The sequence below is a fragment of the Candidatus Kuenenia stuttgartiensis genome (genome assembly GCF_900232105.1).
GTDB lineage: Bacteria > Planctomycetota > Brocadiia > Brocadiales > Brocadiaceae > Kuenenia > Kuenenia stuttgartiensis_A.
The window spans coordinates 668,084-683,357 of the sequence record NZ_LT934425.1 but is presented as its reverse complement, the minus strand read 5'-3'; the positions used below and the strand labels follow the sequence as shown (position 1 = coordinate 683,357).

General features: G+C 40.3%; 15 protein-coding genes. 11 read left to right on the top strand and 4 right to left on the bottom strand.

The genetic code is table 11. The features are described 5' to 3' along the window. Positions 1-520 precede the first annotated feature (520 nt). The 7 genes from KSMBR1_RS03130 to KSMBR1_RS03100 all read left to right on the top strand — a co-directional run bounded on the left by KSMBR1_RS03130 (position 521) and on the right by KSMBR1_RS03100 (position 6,897). Positions 521-970, top strand: coding sequence for a rod-binding protein (locus tag KSMBR1_RS03130; protein WP_099324026.1), 450 nt, complete (start codon positions 521-523; stop codon positions 968-970). Between the two features lie 5 nt (positions 971-975). Next, positions 976-1,500 carry a flagellar protein FlgN gene (locus KSMBR1_RS03125; RefSeq protein ID WP_099324025.1) on the top strand — a complete coding sequence of 175 codons (525 nt, stop codon included), beginning with the start codon at positions 976-978 and terminating at the stop codon, positions 1,498-1,500. A 12-nt stretch (positions 1,501-1,512) separates the two neighbouring features. Beyond that, the gene (gene flgK, locus KSMBR1_RS03120) at positions 1,513-3,483 is read left to right on the top strand and encodes a flagellar hook-associated protein FlgK (RefSeq protein WP_099324024.1); all 1,971 of its coding nucleotides are present in this window, start codon (positions 1,513-1,515) and stop codon (positions 3,481-3,483) included. An 83-nt stretch (positions 3,484-3,566) separates the two neighbouring features. Next, a complete protein-coding gene (gene flgL / locus KSMBR1_RS03115) occupies positions 3,567-4,484 on the top strand; it encodes a flagellar hook-associated protein FlgL (protein WP_099324023.1) in 918 nt (305 codons plus the stop codon). 263 nt (positions 4,485-4,747) lie between these two features. Further along, on the top strand, positions 4,748-5,197 hold the full coding sequence (fliW, locus tag KSMBR1_RS03110; RefSeq protein WP_099324022.1) for a flagellar assembly protein FliW: 450 nt from the start codon (positions 4,748-4,750) through the stop codon (positions 5,195-5,197). A gap of 239 nt (positions 5,198-5,436) precedes the next feature. Continuing rightward, positions 5,437-5,730: a carbon storage regulator CsrA gene (gene csrA / locus KSMBR1_RS22615; RefSeq protein ID WP_099324021.1), complete on the top strand. Its 294-nt coding sequence runs from the start codon at positions 5,437-5,439 to the stop codon at positions 5,728-5,730. A gap of 78 nt (positions 5,731-5,808) precedes the next feature. Continuing rightward, positions 5,809-6,897 (top strand): tetratricopeptide repeat protein, encoded by a 1,089-nt coding sequence (locus KSMBR1_RS03100; protein ID WP_099324020.1) that lies wholly within the window; start codon positions 5,809-5,811, stop codon positions 6,895-6,897. A gap of 150 nt (positions 6,898-7,047) precedes the next feature. Here KSMBR1_RS03100 and KSMBR1_RS03095 read toward each other — a convergent pair whose 3' ends face one another. The 4 genes from KSMBR1_RS03095 to cysK form a co-directional block, all read right to left on the bottom strand. After that, a complete protein-coding gene (locus KSMBR1_RS03095; RefSeq protein ID WP_099324019.1) occupies positions 7,048-8,067 on the bottom strand; it encodes a zinc-dependent dehydrogenase in 1,020 nt (339 codons plus the stop codon). 149 nt (positions 8,068-8,216) lie between these two features. Next, complete coding sequence (lsrF, locus tag KSMBR1_RS03090) at positions 8,217-8,999, bottom strand: 3-hydroxy-5-phosphonooxypentane-2,4-dione thiolase (RefSeq protein WP_099324018.1); 783 nt, start codon at positions 8,997-8,999, stop codon at positions 8,217-8,219. Positions 9,000-9,275: 276 nt separating this feature from the next. After that, positions 9,276-10,013, bottom strand: a complete 738-nt coding sequence (gene cysE, locus KSMBR1_RS03085) for a serine O-acetyltransferase (protein WP_099324017.1) — start codon at positions 10,011-10,013, stop codon at positions 9,276-9,278. Continuing rightward, entirely contained in the window at positions 10,013-10,942 is a 930-nt protein-coding gene (cysK, locus tag KSMBR1_RS03080) for a cysteine synthase A (protein WP_099324016.1), read from the bottom strand. The genes cysE and cysK overlap by 1 nt, the downstream gene beginning before the upstream one ends. Positions 10,943-11,168: 226 nt before the next feature. Between cysK and KSMBR1_RS03070 the strand changes: the two genes are divergently transcribed. The 4 genes from KSMBR1_RS03070 (at position 11,169) to KSMBR1_RS03055 (ending at position 15,176) form a co-directional block, all read left to right on the top strand. Next, positions 11,169-11,369: a DNA-directed RNA polymerase subunit omega gene (locus KSMBR1_RS03070; protein ID WP_099324014.1), complete on the top strand. Its 201-nt coding sequence runs from the start codon at positions 11,169-11,171 to the stop codon at positions 11,367-11,369. Between the two features lie 451 nt (positions 11,370-11,820). Further along, positions 11,821-12,765 (top strand): ABC transporter ATP-binding protein, encoded by a 945-nt coding sequence (locus KSMBR1_RS03065; RefSeq protein ID WP_099324013.1) that lies wholly within the window; start codon positions 11,821-11,823, stop codon positions 12,763-12,765. Beyond that, positions 12,766-13,476 carry an ABC transporter permease gene (locus tag KSMBR1_RS03060; RefSeq protein WP_099324012.1) on the top strand — a complete coding sequence of 237 codons (711 nt, stop codon included), beginning with the start codon at positions 12,766-12,768 and terminating at the stop codon, positions 13,474-13,476. Continuing rightward, positions 13,473-15,176 (top strand): GldG family protein, encoded by a 1,704-nt coding sequence (locus KSMBR1_RS03055; protein WP_157820350.1) that lies wholly within the window; start codon positions 13,473-13,475, stop codon positions 15,174-15,176. Before KSMBR1_RS03060 ends, KSMBR1_RS03055 begins: the two co-directional genes overlap by 4 nt. The last annotated feature ends 98 nt before the right edge of the window (positions 15,177-15,274 follow it).

The following is a 15,274-nucleotide window of genomic DNA, read 5'->3' as shown; positions in this document are numbered from 1 at the left end:
AAAAAAGTACCTGGCGATTATTACGTTCATAGTATATGAATTTTTATAAGTATTACCATGCATAAAATAAAGTGGGGGCGAAGCATTTGCTATAAATTGTCATAAATGTGTTAATACCCAAACTGGCAAATGCTTCGCCCCCACTATGATTATTTTTACCGGTTGTTTTTAATACATCCTTTTGCCGTAAGGTTTAATATATGAACTGCCGATAGATGCTACAGGAATAATTTTCTCATTAAATAGGAAACGTTTCCCCCTTTTGTTTTTAAAAAAATGAATGATTTGTGAAATATTAAAAACCAAATAATTGTATAAGTTATTTAATAAAAGTCAGATAGATAAGCACCGTATATACAGTGTTTCACAAAATGGGCGATTATGGTATTACCTTTGCTCTTTGCTATAGACAGATTGAAAAAGCCTTCACAGTTTTCTGGAAAATAGTGTGCTCCAAAAAGCGGACAAGCTTGTATGTTCGTGTCCGGTTTGTAACCTGTTAAAGTTAGGAACGTATTAAATGGAAACAAGTTTAGACATCAACCCGTTTTTGCAAATTGACCCTGTTCATTCAAGCAGCATTAGTAACTTAAATAGTCTTGCCGGTCAAAAGAAAATTACCAATGATGATGCGTCTCTCCGGAAGATAGCGCAGGATTTCGAGGCTGTTTTATTGAATTTTGTGGTAAAAGCAATGTGGAAAACGATACCAAAGGGTGGTTTGTTTGACGGTGGGGGGGGTATGCAAGGTTATACGGAAATAATGCAGAATGCCCTTGCTGAAGATTTAGCGGCAAAAGGCGGCTTTGGAGTTGCGCCTGTTATATACAATCAATTAAAACCTAAAAATGTCGTGACGGAAGCGTTCGGTAAAAATGTGCCATCTTTACCGGAAAAATGGAGTAAAAAAGGAAACGGTGAAGATGTGGGAATAAATAAAGAAATGGCTTCTGTTAATTTTAAAGGGTAAAGACAATGAGAATTAAAGAGAACAACGTTATAGACGCCTTGCTTACGGAACTAACCGGCACGCTGGAAAGATTGTCGGTTGTTTACGGTGAATTAGTAGAAATTGCAAAGACAAAGCACGCCTGTCTTATATCCTGTAATATTGAAGAGCTGGAAACGCTTATCTACGCAGAGAGAAACAAGGCGGAACTGGCGCAACTTCTTGAGGAAAAACGCCAAAGGATAATACGCCGGTATTGCGAAAAACAAGGTTTAAAGGTAAGGGAAATATCCATGAGTAAAATGATGGATAAAGGGGAAGAACTTCATGGCAATACCTGGAGAACACTGGTTGACAGATTAACAAAGTCAATGGTGGAATTACAAAGGCTAAATGAGATGAATACGGCTCTTACCCATCATTCGCTTGAAATTACAGAGGATATTATTGATATATTTTGTCCGCCTGTCTTTAAGCACTCCGTATATAAGAATACAGGGAAAATGAAGGAAAAAGAAGTATCAAGGGTTTTGGTTGACACTAAAATTTAGAGGGAATAGGTTATGGCCTCGTCAGATATACAAATTGGTATGAGCGGAGTTCTTGCGGCGCAGCGTGCAATGATGGTTTCCGCACATAACATATCGAATGCAAATACAAAAGGATATACGAAACAAACGGTCAGTCTTGCAACAAGACTACCCTTGCAGACGACTATCGGTTCTATCGGGCAGGGCGTTGACCTGGTGAAAATAATGCGGCAGAAGGATGACTACCTTAATAGCCGGATCAGGTTTGTCACTTCATCGCTTGGCGCCTCCTCTATAAAAAGTCAGCAATTGAGAGAACTTGAAACGGTATTTAACGAATTAAGCGATGCCAGTATAAGCAATTCCTTGACAAGCTTCTTTAAATTTGTGAACGACCTTTCGCAGGACGAGAGTACCAGTTCACGCTCTGTGCTTGTGGAAAAGGCGATTACCATGACCGAATCCATACGTGCAATAGTTGACGAGCTGGGCATGATGAAGGAATTTGTCAAACAATCCGTGGAATCCAAACTTAATGAAGTAAACGGGCTGGCGAAAGATATCGTTGACCTTAATAAGGAAATCCACTCGCTGCAAACAACAGGCGGGGAGCCGAATGACCTGTTGGACAAAAGAGAGACGCTCCTCGGCGAAATCAGCAAGTTTTTGGACGTCACAACAAGGACGCAGAAGAACGGCATGATAGATGTGATGATTGCAGGTGGAGTCCTGGTGAGTGGTTCAAATGCGTTAACCCTTGAATCCAGCGTAGATTCAAGTGGCAAGCTCAATATTACCAGCTATGGAAGTTCGAAACACAAACCTACTGGCGGTGAATTGAGCGGTTTGTTGGAGATGTATAACAACACGTTGCCTGCATACGATGCTAAACTGGATACCTTTGCAACCGCGCTTATAAAGAAATTTAATGCGATTCATAGTGAAGGCGTAGGCACAGACGGCGGGTTTACAACGGTACTTGGGACAAATAAGGTGACGGACGCAACTAAGGCATTGAATACTGCGGGTCTGGGGCTGCCTTTTGCACCATCGAGCGGAGATATATATGTTACGGTAATAAATACGAGTACAGGGGAAGAGGTCAAAAACAAAATTACGGTGGATGTAGCAAATGATTCGCTTACAAAATTAAGCGCTGATATTGATGGGATAACAAATCTTTCCTCTGCTATTTCAGACGGCAAATTGCAGATTACCGCAGACTCCGGGTATAAATTTAATTTTTCTTATGCATTGGACCCGAATCCTCAAACCACTGGAATTACAGGAACAACAACGCCTTCAATTTCGGGTATATACAATGGAAGTACAAATGATGTATATACATTCACAGCTTTAGGGGCAGGCGGCACAATAGGGACTACGTCAGGTCTTCAGGTTGAAGTCAGGGATAGCGGTTCAAATCTTATTGCTACACTTGATGTAGGTGAAGGATATACTCCTGGCAATACCCTTGCGGTTGCAAATGGTGTTTCTGTCTCGTTTTCGGCAGGTGATATTAATACAGGAGATACATTTGATATAGATGTTATAAATGATTCTGATGAAACTGACTTGCTTGCTGCTTTGGGAATTAATACTTTTTTTAGCGGTAAAGATGCTTCGGATATTAATATTGAAAAAAGGATACGGGAGGATGTAACACTAATTGCAACATCTATAGGTGAATCAGGGGATAATACAAATGCCTTGCGTTTATCCGCATTACAAAATGATAACAGTATTGTTGGAAATACTACCTTATCTGATTATTTACATCAAATTGCCGCGGCATTAGGAGAAGAGGCGAATAGTGCATATAAGTCTGAGGAGAAGTATACGGCATTGGAGGGGAGTCTTCAGAACAGAAGAGAAGAGGTTTCCGGGGTAAATATTGATGAAGAACTGGTTACCCTGATACGATTTCAACAGGCGTATCAGGCGTCGGCAAAATATATATCAACCGTTGACAGATTAATAAATACCTTATTAAATTCATTGTAACGGCGGGTTGAGTGGTCTTTCGTACTAAAGTGAAATGCGGGACACCGGTAGAATAATTTTAATGAGTTGTGGAGGATGACGCCATGTCTTTTAGAGTTACGCAGGCGAGTTTAAGTAATACGACGCTTTCTAACATCCAGCTAAATTACAAGAAAATGCAGGAGATACAGGAAAAGCTTTCCAGCGGTAAGCAGATAAACCGCGCATCAGATGATCCTGTAAGCACGAGAAAATTACTTGGATTTAAATCCGGGGAAAATGAATTACAGCAATATTTAGACGCTATTAAACATGCGAGAGATAAAATAAACTTCATCTTCGATGCATTGGAAAACATACAGGACATTATGGTGAAGATTCAGACCAAAACGGTGCAGGCGGCGGATGGTACGCTTGGGGATAGTGAAAGGGGAATTATTGCAAGCGAGATTGATGAGTTAATGGAGACAATTATTCAATTCTCAAACATAACGGATAGCAACGGACGGTATCTTTTCTCGGGAACAAAAACCTTAACTGCCCCCTTCAGAGCGACAAGAGATTCAGGCGGTGAGATAACAGGCGTAAAGTATGATGGCAATAATGAAACAATACAATATCAGATAGGGAGCAATACATTTATACAAGTGAACCAGCCTGGCGGAAAGCTGTTTATGGAAAACGGCATATTTGCAAATCTTATAAATTTACGCGACGAATTGAAAAAAAGCGATTTTGATACAGACGCTTTTTTATCACAGAAGAAAAATTTTGAAACGGCAAATAATAACGTACTGACAGAGATTACAAAGTTTGGCGCAAAAGTCGATAGATTGGCAATAACGGAAAATAGAGTCGAAAACTCGAAAATAGCGCTGAAAGAATTAATCTCTTATACCGAAGATGCTGATTTAGCATCCTTAATCACAGAATTAAAAAATCAGGAAAATGTGCTGCAAGCAGCACTGCAGACCGGCGCCAGGATTATTCAGCCGTCATTGCTAGATTTTATTGGCGGATAGATTGTCTAAATTATCAACATCATGGGTAAATAATTTCAACGTTATTGCCCGTACTCTCTCCAAAGTAAAAAATCTCATCCCTTGTTGCTACAGAGCCTATCGTTATTTTAAAGTTTTATAACTCCTATTCTCACAATTACATAAGCGGCTTTGTGTGGTTATTGATTTTACTTGTTTACAAATGGTATTGTGTTTGCTTAATTAACCGCCACGTAGCATATAAATCTCTTTAACCTTATTTTTTATAGGAGGTAAAAACAAAAATGGAGCAGAAGAAAATGGAGACATTAAAAACGGAAAAGTTGGGTGAGTTAGGTTATAACAAAGAAGATATTATCAGGTTTGAAGACGGCATTGTAGGGTACGAAGAGCTTAAACAGTTCATTCTTGTTAATTTTCCTGACTGCCGGCCTTTTGAATGGTTGGTTTCGGTTGATAACCCCCTTGTTGCGTTACCCGTCATAAACCCGGTTCCTCTTTTCACCGACTATGACCCATTGAAAAAGATTGATGATGTTTCAGCGTTGGAGATGGGCAACAAGGAAAAGGTTGAAATATTTTGTATAGTAAACATTGGAGATGATGCTTCCAATGTAACCATAAACCTGAAAGGGCCTATACTTGTAAATATGATAAACAACAAGGGGAAGCAATTCGTATTAACAGATGATTATTACGCATTACATTATCCGCTTGTGCAAAAAAATGCTTAATTGAATATACCCCTGCGTTGTTCGGGTGCACAACCATAATAAATGTTATTATGAGATGCAGACGCATTGCTTTACTATGATGCGCCTCTGCCCGGACGCTTACAGGCAGTTTAATACGAATAGTATTCTATTATTTGCAGCCAGTTTCTTTCTTTGTTCTTCAAAAAGGTCTTGGGGAAAGAGATATACGTTTACTGCACGGTACGTTATTTTTATACACTTTCAATAGAGGAGAAGCGATGCTTATACTAACAAGGAAGTTGGGAGAAAGCATAACCATAGGTGATGAGATAAAAATTACCGTTTTAGAATTTCAGGGAAGACAGGTGAAATTGGGAATTATCGCTCCAAAGGACATTGAGATTCACAGGGAAGAAGTTTATGAAAAAATCCAATCCCAGAATAGAGAGTCTTCAAAAGTATCCAAAAATGAGTTGGTAAAAGTTGCGCAAAAATGGAGGCATATTGGAGAGGATTTTCGTTTTCAAGAAAAATTTATAGCAAAAAGGGAGGCAGTTGAAGACGCAGATTAATTGTGCACTGTGGTACAGTTTGAGGTAATTATTTTGCGTATTTTACAGGAATATCTCTTAATTTAAAGGAAACTAACCATGTTTATTGTTGAAGAAAGCAGCGCTCTAAATGGCAATACAGATTTTGAAATAAATGTTTCGCGCGCGAAGGACCTGATAGAAAAAGATGATTGGGGTATGGCGTTTAAATATCTAAAAGCAGCAGTGGATGCAGACCCCAATTACGCAGAGGGTTTTAATCTTCTCGGTATTTATTACACAAGAAACCATAACTATTCCGAAGCAATTGAAAATTTCAGGCAAGCATTACACATTGATTTTGATTTAATAGACGTTCATTATAACCTTGCTTTTCTGTATATGGACCGGGAAGAATACAGTATGGCTCTTTCGCATTTTAAGGAGGTTGTAGTGGCGAATCCGGAAGATGCGGATACGTATAATCTTATGGGAATATGTTGCGCTAAAAACGGTAATGAAGAGGACGCTAAAGCGTTTTTTGCCGAATCATTGAGATTGCAGCCGGATAGTACTTCTGCCGCGGTGAATATCTCAAAACTGCTGATAAAAAGCAATGAAATTTCAAAAGCGAAGGGGATTTTGCTCTATTTTATGAAAAAAGAGATTGCCAATTACGAGGTGCATTACTTGCTTGGCATTGTATACAAGGGAGAAGAAGATTATCCTCGGGCAATGCACCATCTCAGGGAAGCGGTGCTGGAAGACACGAATAACGCAGAGGCCTATAATCTGCTTGGCGAGTGTTGCTTAAAAACGGATTTTGATAAACAGGCCGAATCATTTTTTGTAATGGCAATCCGGTTGGATACAGCATATTTAGACGCATATTATAACCTTGGAAGACTTTATTATAAACAACAGAAATATGATGATGCGGTTCACATTTTAGAAGAGTATGTGAGAACAAAGGAAGCGACAGATTTTGTTGATTCTCTTTGGTCGGAGAACAAAGTCGGGGATGAAGCTGTGCCGCTGTATAATTTACTGGGGAATTGTTACAAAGTGACGAATAATCCTGCAAAGGCGCGGAAAATGTGGGAAAAGTCATTATCCATACAGCCTGATCAACAGGATATAAAAGAAAACGTTTCCGGTCTCTCGCAAACTGCTCAAATGCACAAGCGCATTAGTCTGGTTATTGATTAATTATCCCTTCTTAGTACCGTAAAAGTTATTTCTTCGCACGTTTTTCCAAAATTTTTAATGGTGCGATCAGAGGTACTCAATACTCAATCTCCAGTCTGTAATCTTGTACGACTGCCTACTGGTGATTATCGATTTTAAACTGGTTTACTTTTAGGGCGCTATAATTACTTTCACGGATTCCTTTGCGTCGGCTACCAGTTTAAATCCCTTTGCAGCGTCATTTAGCGGTAGTTTATGAGTTATCAGATCATTTACGGCAATTCTACCTGTCCGTATTAATTCAATTGCAACCGCCATATCAGCAGGAGGGCCAGCATAGGACATAACAATAGAATTACAATTACGCCAAAGATTCCATAGGTCAATAGGGATTTTTACCCCGGGTTCCGTTGGTGCAAAAAAGAGGATAGTCCCTCCCCTTTCTATGGAATGAAAGGCCTGTTCTGTTGCGGATATTGCTCCTGTACACACAATCGCCAAATCTGCCAATCTTCCATTATTATCTTTGCGGATAATGGAAGGCACATCTTCTTTTGCGTTAATTGCGATATCTGCCCCTATTTTTTTTGCAAATTTCAGGCGATATTCGTTTATGTCCGTTGCAAATATTTTGCCTGCGCCAAGCGCTCTCGCCAATTGAATATGTAATAATCCCGATATGCCGCTGCCGATAACGAGCAGACTTTGTCCGGGTTTAAAATTGGACAGTCGTTGTCCGCGAATTGAACATGCCAAAGGTTCTACAAAGGTTCCCTCATCATAAGACATCTCCTGGGGAAGAATAAAAGTTCCGCGATCAACATTGATTTGTGGAACACGCAGAAATTCTGCAAAACCACCGGGATAAAAATTGGTAGTGCGTAAAGTATCGCACACGGAATGATGTCCATTCAGGCAATAATGGCAGGTGTTGCATGGAACATGGTGTGCAACGGTAACTCTGTCGCCAACTTTAAATTGTTTAACGGCATCGCCAATGGCGACTATTTCTCCTGCAATTTCGTGACCCAAAACCAAAGGCGCCTTTTTAATGCGGTACCATTCCATTACATCGCTGCCACATATACCGCTTGCGAATATTTTTACCAATAACTCGCCCGGCCCTATTTGTGGAGTTGGCATTTCTTCTATTCTGACGTCATTGTTGTTGTAATACATTGCTACTCGCATATAATGCCCCTTTTCTTATGGTCGTTATAACGCAGGATGTACATTGTGAAATGGTGGGTTTGCGCGCTACCGTGCGCAGTATCCAGTCGGCAATCTGCCGATTGCCGACTGGATAATAAAAAATACCAGACTCCTAAAATGTCTTATTATTATTTGGTTTTGTTAAATATTGCGTCAGCTTCATCCACGCTGGCATTTTCATGAACGATGGCCCGTAAAGCCTTGATCATGGGAACAGGGCGTTCATTTTGCCAGATGTTTCTGCCCAGATTTATACCTATTGAGCCTTTTTGCATACCATCATGAACGAATTCAAAAACCTCACGGTCAGAACCTACCTTTGGGCCTCCTGCCATGACGACCGGGACGGGACAACCACTCGTGACTTTATCAAAATTTTCGCACCAGTAAGTTTTTACAACCTTTGCACCCAATTCGGCGCATATGCGGCAACACAGCGCAAGATAACGCGCATCCCGTTTTTCCAGCTCTTTTCCAACCGCAGTCACTGCCATTACCGGCATGCCGTATCTTTCCGCTTCATTAACAACTTTTGCCAAATTTAATAACGTTTGCTTCTCATAATCGCTGCCAATAAATACAGAAAGACCGACGCCTGAAACATTAAGGCGGAGAGCCTCTTCCATTGATGTGGTGATTTCCTCGTTGGCAAGATCTTTGCCCACCATGCTGGTGCCACCAGAGATCCTTAAAATAATGGGCTTGCTTTGCTGAGGGTCTATACAGGCACGCAATACACCTCTGGTACAGAAAAGGGCGTCGCTATATTCTAGAATTGGTTTAATGGTTTCTCCTGGCTTCTCTAACTTTGTTGTGGGTCCCTGAAAATAACCATGGTCGATTGGCAAGTACATACAGCGCCCATTTGGTTTAATCAGTTGAGACAAACGATTCTTCATTCCCCAGCCCATGATAGTTAATTCCTCCTTTTAAAAAAAACGGGATCCTGACGGCTTCCCTTAACAACGGTAATAACGAAATTATAAGACATATTTTGATGTCATCTACAATAGAGAATAGCGGTGTTTGCTGCATAATGCAGGGGCGGAGCATTTGCTATAAATTGTTATAAATGCGTTCATGCCCAAGGGGGCAAATGCTTCGCCCCTACTCTGGTGAAAGGTTCAAAAGAGATATGCTGTTCTATATTCCGGCAGTGGTTGCATAAAGAATAATACAAGTGTATATTAGATCCCCTCGCCATTATGGTAATTTTTCATAAATGTTGTCATGATTATTGATTCTGTGTTAGATTCCCGGCTATTGTCATTGCTTACAATATTTAAACTTTCCTCCAATTTTTTGATACGCGTTAGAAGTTTATTGTTTTCTTTAATTAGCGCTCTAAAGGCCTCTGCAATCGGATCGGGCAGTTGTCCATGGTCTAACATTACCTCGTGATCCTTGTTTTTGCTTCTTTCGATAATTCTTCCGGGTACACCTACCACCGTAGCATTAGCGGGGACGTCTTTTACTACTACCGAACCGGAACCTATGCGTACATTATCTCCTATGGAAATATTGCCTAAAACACAAGCATTTGAGCCTACAATGACCTTTTTTCCTAACGTTGGATGTCTCTTTGTCTTTTCAAAAGATGTCCCTCCAAGCACTACTCCCTTGTAAATAAGACAACCATCGCCGACCGTTGCCGTTTCTCCGATAACGACTCCCATGCCGTGGTCTATAAAAACTCCTCGTCCGATTTGTGCGGCCGGATGGATTTCTATCCCTGTTAAAAAACGATTAATGTGGGAAAGAAAACGGGCGGTGAAATACCATTGTTTCTTCCAGAAAAATGAAGATATCCTGAATAGCCATAAAGCATGTAATCCGGGATAACAGAAAACTATTTCAAATTTGCTTTTTGCAGCGGGGTCATTTTGGAAAACGGCATCAATGTCCTCTCTTAATCGGCCAAACATTAAAGTTCCTTAAACAATACGGTGGATAGATATCTTTCGCCGGTGTCAGGGAATACTACCACCAATAGCTTTCCTTTGTTTTCAGGCCTTGCTGCGACCTGCAGTGCGGCATACGCTGCGGCGCCTGAAGAAATACCCACTAAAATTCCTTCATCACGTGCAAGTTGGCGCGATAAGGCAAACGCCTGTTCGTTTTCCACCTTAACAATTTCATCGATTATTTTTGTATTAAGAATTTCAGGTACAAAGCCTGCACCAAGTCCCTGTATTTTGTGAGGTCCCGGTTTTCCACCGGAAAGTACAGCAGAACCTGAGGGTTCCACGGCGATTACTTTTAATGAAGGTTTTCTTTTTTTAATGACCTCGCCAACCCCGGTAATGGTGCCCCCTGTGCCAACACCACCTACAAAAATATCGATTTGTCCATCGGTATCATTCCAAATTTCTTCTGCAGTCGTTTTGCGGTGTATTTCCGGATTTGCATCATTTTTAAATTGTTGCGGCATGAATGAATTGGGAATATTTTGAAGCATTTCTTCTGCTTTATTAATCGCCCCCTTCATACCTTCCGATCCTGGTGTTAATACAATTTCGGCCCCAAAAGCCTTCAAAAGCTCCCGGCGTTCCAGGCTCATCGTATCTGGCATTGTTAAAATTAATTTATAATCTCTGGCGGCAGCTACAAAAGCCAAGGCAATTCCTGTATTGCCAGAGGTAGGTTCTATCAGAACTGTGTCTTTTTTTATCAATCCTGCCTTTTCGCCGGCCTCAATCATGGCGATTCCAATGCGGTCTTTTACACTCGCCATGGGGTTGAAAGACTCCATCTTAGCAGTGATAATGCAGTCCAGCCCTTTTGATATTTTATTCAATCTGACTAATGGCGTGTTGCCAATTGTAGCAGTGATGTCATCGTATATCTTTGTCATAGTCGTCCCCTCAGCTAATTATCAGGAAGAAGGTATAAATGAGACAAAATATACTATGTTGTTCATTATTTCTCAAGATATTTTTAAAAGCCTTATTTTTTCTTGACAAAAAAGACTTTGAGTATAACATTTACTCCCTCGCCGTATCTTATTTAAATACATACAGTTCTCAAAATTTTTATTTTTATGAAAATCCTGGAACATATTCTTTTTTAAGGATGTTTTTATGAATTACAAAAGTCTGGACACGTTAATAAATCAAGTAGGCGGTCCGTTACGGTTGACAACTCTAATTATTAGCAGGGCAAGGCAGCTAACAAAAAAGGCGGAGCCCTATATTGAAACGGAAATCGATGACCCGGTTGAAATTGCTTTTGCGGAATTAATGCAAAATAAAATAATGTTAAATGACGAAGAGAAAAAATAGGGGAATGATGTTTTTTGTCTTATAGGGTAATTAACCCAACAGTGTAAAAATTTTTTTAAATTGGTGAGTTGTGTTTATCTGAAATGGTTTTAGAGCAGATAACGAAAGTTTTTTTGATTTAATGCAATGTGCTGCCCACCTAAAATGATTTAACATATCCACGGCCTCGCATCCAGGCTGACCCAAAATATACGGCAAAATTGCCAAAAACCTTTTTTTGTAATCCAATCAGGCAATGTAGCAATGGCCGGGTTGTCCTAATTAAAACCACTGTATGAGCAGTTGGTAACTATTTGTAAACAACAAAATCTACTATTGCGAAACTTGCTTTGTTGTTGCGGCAATGATAATGATGATGTAGACATTTAAACGAAACATTACTGGCCATGAATGTATGTAACTTTTCGGGACGTTTTCTGCTGTTTGATATAAATATGAGGGGGTGAGAATAATGATAAAGGTTGAACATTTGGCGAAGCGGTATGCAGATGTTTATGCGGTTAATGACATTTCTTTTGAGGTGAATCAGGGTGAAATATTAGGGCTTTTGGGTCCAAATGGCGCAGGCAAAACGACTACAATGCGTATCCTGACCTGTTATATGCCGGCGACTTCAGGCACTGCGGTAGTAGATGGATACGATGTTTTTCGGGATTCAATAAACGTGCGTAAATTAATCGGGTATTTGCCGGAAAATGTACCCCTGTACCCGGAAATGCGGGTTAACGAATACCTTACGTTTCGTGCGAAATTAAAAAAAGTGCCATATCGTGAACGTAAAACAAAAATTGCGGAATGTATAGAAAAATGTAGAATTCAGGATGTAAAAAAACAAATTATCGGCACTCTTTCAAAGGGGTACCGGCAAAGGGTAGGATTGGCAGATACCCTGGTACATGACCCTAAAATCCTTATTCTTGACGAACCGACAATCGGGCTTGATCCAAATCAAATAAGGCAGGTCAGGCAGCTTATCAGGGAATTGGGTGAAAAACATACCATCCTGCTATCTACCCATATACTTCCGGAAGTAGAGATGATTTGCGGACGTGTGATTATTATAAATAAGGGAAAGATCGTTGCTATGGATACGCCGTCAAATTTAGGTGACCAACTCAAAGGCGGAAACCTCATTGAACTCGAAGTGCGTGGAAATGGTGAAAAGGTCAAGGATGCTTTATCAGTTATAAAAGGCGTAAAAAAGATCACTTGGCGTGACAAAGGTGAAATTAATAAATATTCAATTGAAACGGAAAGAGATTCCGATATTCGGGAAGAAGTATTTTTAAGCATAGTGAAAAATAATGGAATTATCAGGGATATGAGGCAAGATGCAATAACACTTGAAGAAATATTCCATCAGATTACTACGAAAGAAAAGGAGGTGGTGTTGTAAATGACAAGCACAGGTACTATCTTTGAAAGAGAAATCAATGCATATTTTCTTTCCCCAATCGCCTACGTTATTATCGCGGTATTTATGGTGTTTTCGGGTTATTTTTTCTCAATTATGTTGGGTATAACGCAGGAAACAACATTGAGATACAGCCTGGCATATACACAATTCATTCTCTCCATTCTCACCCCCGTCATTACGATGCGATTGCTGGCAGAGGAAAATAAAACCGGGACGGTTGAACCGCTCATGACGGCACCGATTACCGATTTTGCAGTGGTTTTTGGAAAATTCCTGGCAGCATGGGCATTATATAATATCATGATTGCTCCAACGGCATTTTATATTATTTTTCTGGCATGGGTGGGTTCCCCCGATTATGGTGCAATAATTGCCAGTTATATTGGATTGGTGTTAATGGGGGGGCTGTTTGTCTCTGTCGGTATGCTCGTTTCTGCAGTAACAAAAAATCAAATTGTTGCGGCGGTTACCGGTATTGTAGCGTTACTTATATTGCTGGTAATTGGATTGGCAAGTGCGGAAAACGAAGGGTGGCTTTATAGTACTTTACGGTATATCGGCACGTATGATCACTGGGAAACATTTACTAAAGGGATTGTGGATACAAGAGATATAGTCTATTACTTTAGTTTTTCGACGTTACTTTTATTCATTGTCGTACGCATTGTTGAAAGCAGGAGATGGAGATGAGTGCTGTGAGTGATAAAAAGAAAGATTGGATTGATTTGTACAGTGGTTATATCATATTAGCCGGAATTATTGCAGCAATATCCGGTTTTGGGTTATCCAGGATATTAAATGGCTGGAGTGTGTCTTCGGTAGTGCCCACGGGTATTGGTAGTGCTATCATTATTGGGTTTAGTATTTTAAAAGCGATGAGAAACAAGTGGTTTTCTACGGAAGCGTCCAAGAGAAAAGCCCTTGTCGGAACAAACGTAGCGGTCATGTCGATTTTTGCCGCAAGTATTTTTGCAATTGTTGGCTTCCTTAACCATAGGCACTATGTAAGGTTTGATCTTACACTTACCGGGAAATATACTCTCTCACAAAAAACAAAAAATATACTTAAGAATCTCGATAAACCTGTCGTGATCACCACTCTCTTCAATCAGGGCGAGATGTTTTTTGAGCAAATTGTAGACATTTTGAAAGAATACGCGCATAACAACACAGAAAAAATAAAGATTGAAAATATTGACCCACTGAGAAGTCGCAGCAAGGTGGAAGAATTAGCAATGCGCCTGAAAATCAGTGACCTTCAATTAAATTCTGTTGTGTTTGAATGCGGGGAATATAGCAAGCATGTACAACAGAGTGACGTGATGGAGCGGCAATATCCTTTTAGGTTTAAAGGAGAAGAAGCTTTTACGGGGGCAATCCTCAACGTTACACAGGAAAAACAAACAACGATTTATTTTGTTCAGGGGCACGGTGAACGCCAATTTGACGATTACGACAGGGTCGGTATTTCCGGAATCGCAAATGCCCTGAAACGTGACAACTGTCGCGTAGCGCCTTTGAATATCATGGATAAAAAGAAAATCCCTGATGACTGCGACGTGTTGATTGTTGCGGGACCTTCCAAGGCATATCTGACAGAAGAGCTGAATATTATAAGAAATTATCTGGAAAACAGAGGGAATTTGCTGCTCATGCTGGAACCCGCAGTTCCACCCAATATCACTACCGGTTTCGGAACTCTTTTGGGAGAATATGGCATGGTAGTTCGTGATGACATTGTAATTTATAATACTGTAAAGATGCCGCTGTTTGGTATACAAACGGTTGCAGAGATTTATGTAAAAAATGAAGAATATGGCGACCACAGAATTACCGACGATTTGAAAAATTACAATACGATACTTTACGGCGCATGTTCCATAGATGCCGCCCCTCCGAATGACCAAATGCCGTATGAGGCTAAGGTATTGATGTACGCGCCCGATAGCGCCTGGGGAGAAACAGATATTGCGGATTTGAAATATAAAAAACCAGAGAAAAACATGGAAACAGATGTATTAAGTCCTATTTCTCTGGCGGCGGCATCCCAGGTGAAAGAATTGCCGAAAAGCGTCACACAGGCGCACCCTGCAATGGCAAACGACCCGAATGCAAAACCAACAGGTGCAAGGCTGGTTGTTTTTGGAGATGTGGACTTTGCCACAAACGAGTTTGGAGATAATCCCGGCAATCATGATTTAGTGCGTAATTCAATTAATTGGCTTGCTAAGAAGGAGACACAATTAGGTATTTCCGCCAAAGATGCTGATTTCCGTAAGGCGGTGATTCACCCAGAACAAATGAAAGTTATTTTTTGGGTTTCAATTGCTGGTATTCCTTTGGTTCCGATAGTTATTGGCGGTATCGTGTGGTGGAAAAGACGTCGTTAGGAATGAACGGCAATTCCCAGGTGATTGGTGTTTATCCATGTTGTCTGGATTTTTAATAATGTGTGACCTTTGTATTTCATACATTTTTATATAAGGCA

Excerpts from the sequence above, each read along its gene's own strand:
- KSMBR1_RS03130 (WP_099324026.1), top strand. The coding sequence starts at position 521 with ATGGAAACAAGTTTAGACATCAACCCGTTTTTGCAAATTGACCCTGTT.
- KSMBR1_RS03125 (WP_099324025.1), top strand. The coding sequence starts at position 976 with ATGAGAATTAAAGAGAACAACGTTATAGACGCCTTGCTTACGGAACTA.
- flgK (WP_099324024.1), top strand. The coding sequence starts at position 1,513 with ATGGCCTCGTCAGATATACAAATTGGTATGAGCGGAGTTCTTGCGGCG.
- flgL (WP_099324023.1), top strand. The coding sequence starts at position 3,567 with ATGTCTTTTAGAGTTACGCAGGCGAGTTTAAGTAATACGACGCTTTCT.
- fliW (WP_099324022.1), top strand. The coding sequence starts at position 4,748 with ATGGAGCAGAAGAAAATGGAGACATTAAAAACGGAAAAGTTGGGTGAG.
- csrA (WP_099324021.1), top strand. The coding sequence starts at position 5,437 with ATGCTTATACTAACAAGGAAGTTGGGAGAAAGCATAACCATAGGTGAT.
- KSMBR1_RS03100 (WP_099324020.1), top strand. The coding sequence starts at position 5,809 with ATGTTTATTGTTGAAGAAAGCAGCGCTCTAAATGGCAATACAGATTTT.
- KSMBR1_RS03095 (WP_099324019.1), bottom strand. The coding sequence starts at position 8,067 with ATGCGAGTAGCAATGTATTACAACAACAATGACGTCAGAATAGAAGAA.
- lsrF (WP_099324018.1), bottom strand. The coding sequence starts at position 8,999 with ATGGGCTGGGGAATGAAGAATCGTTTGTCTCAACTGATTAAACCAAAT.
- cysE (WP_099324017.1), bottom strand. The coding sequence starts at position 10,013 with ATGTTTGGCCGATTAAGAGAGGACATTGATGCCGTTTTCCAAAATGAC.
- cysK (WP_099324016.1), bottom strand. The coding sequence starts at position 10,942 with ATGACAAAGATATACGATGACATCACTGCTACAATTGGCAACACGCCA.
- KSMBR1_RS03070 (WP_099324014.1), top strand. The coding sequence starts at position 11,169 with ATGAATTACAAAAGTCTGGACACGTTAATAAATCAAGTAGGCGGTCCG.
- KSMBR1_RS03065 (WP_099324013.1), top strand. The coding sequence starts at position 11,821 with ATGATAAAGGTTGAACATTTGGCGAAGCGGTATGCAGATGTTTATGCG.
- KSMBR1_RS03060 (WP_099324012.1), top strand. The coding sequence starts at position 12,766 with ATGACAAGCACAGGTACTATCTTTGAAAGAGAAATCAATGCATATTTT.
- KSMBR1_RS03055 (WP_157820350.1), top strand. The coding sequence starts at position 13,473 with ATGAGTGCTGTGAGTGATAAAAAGAAAGATTGGATTGATTTGTACAGT.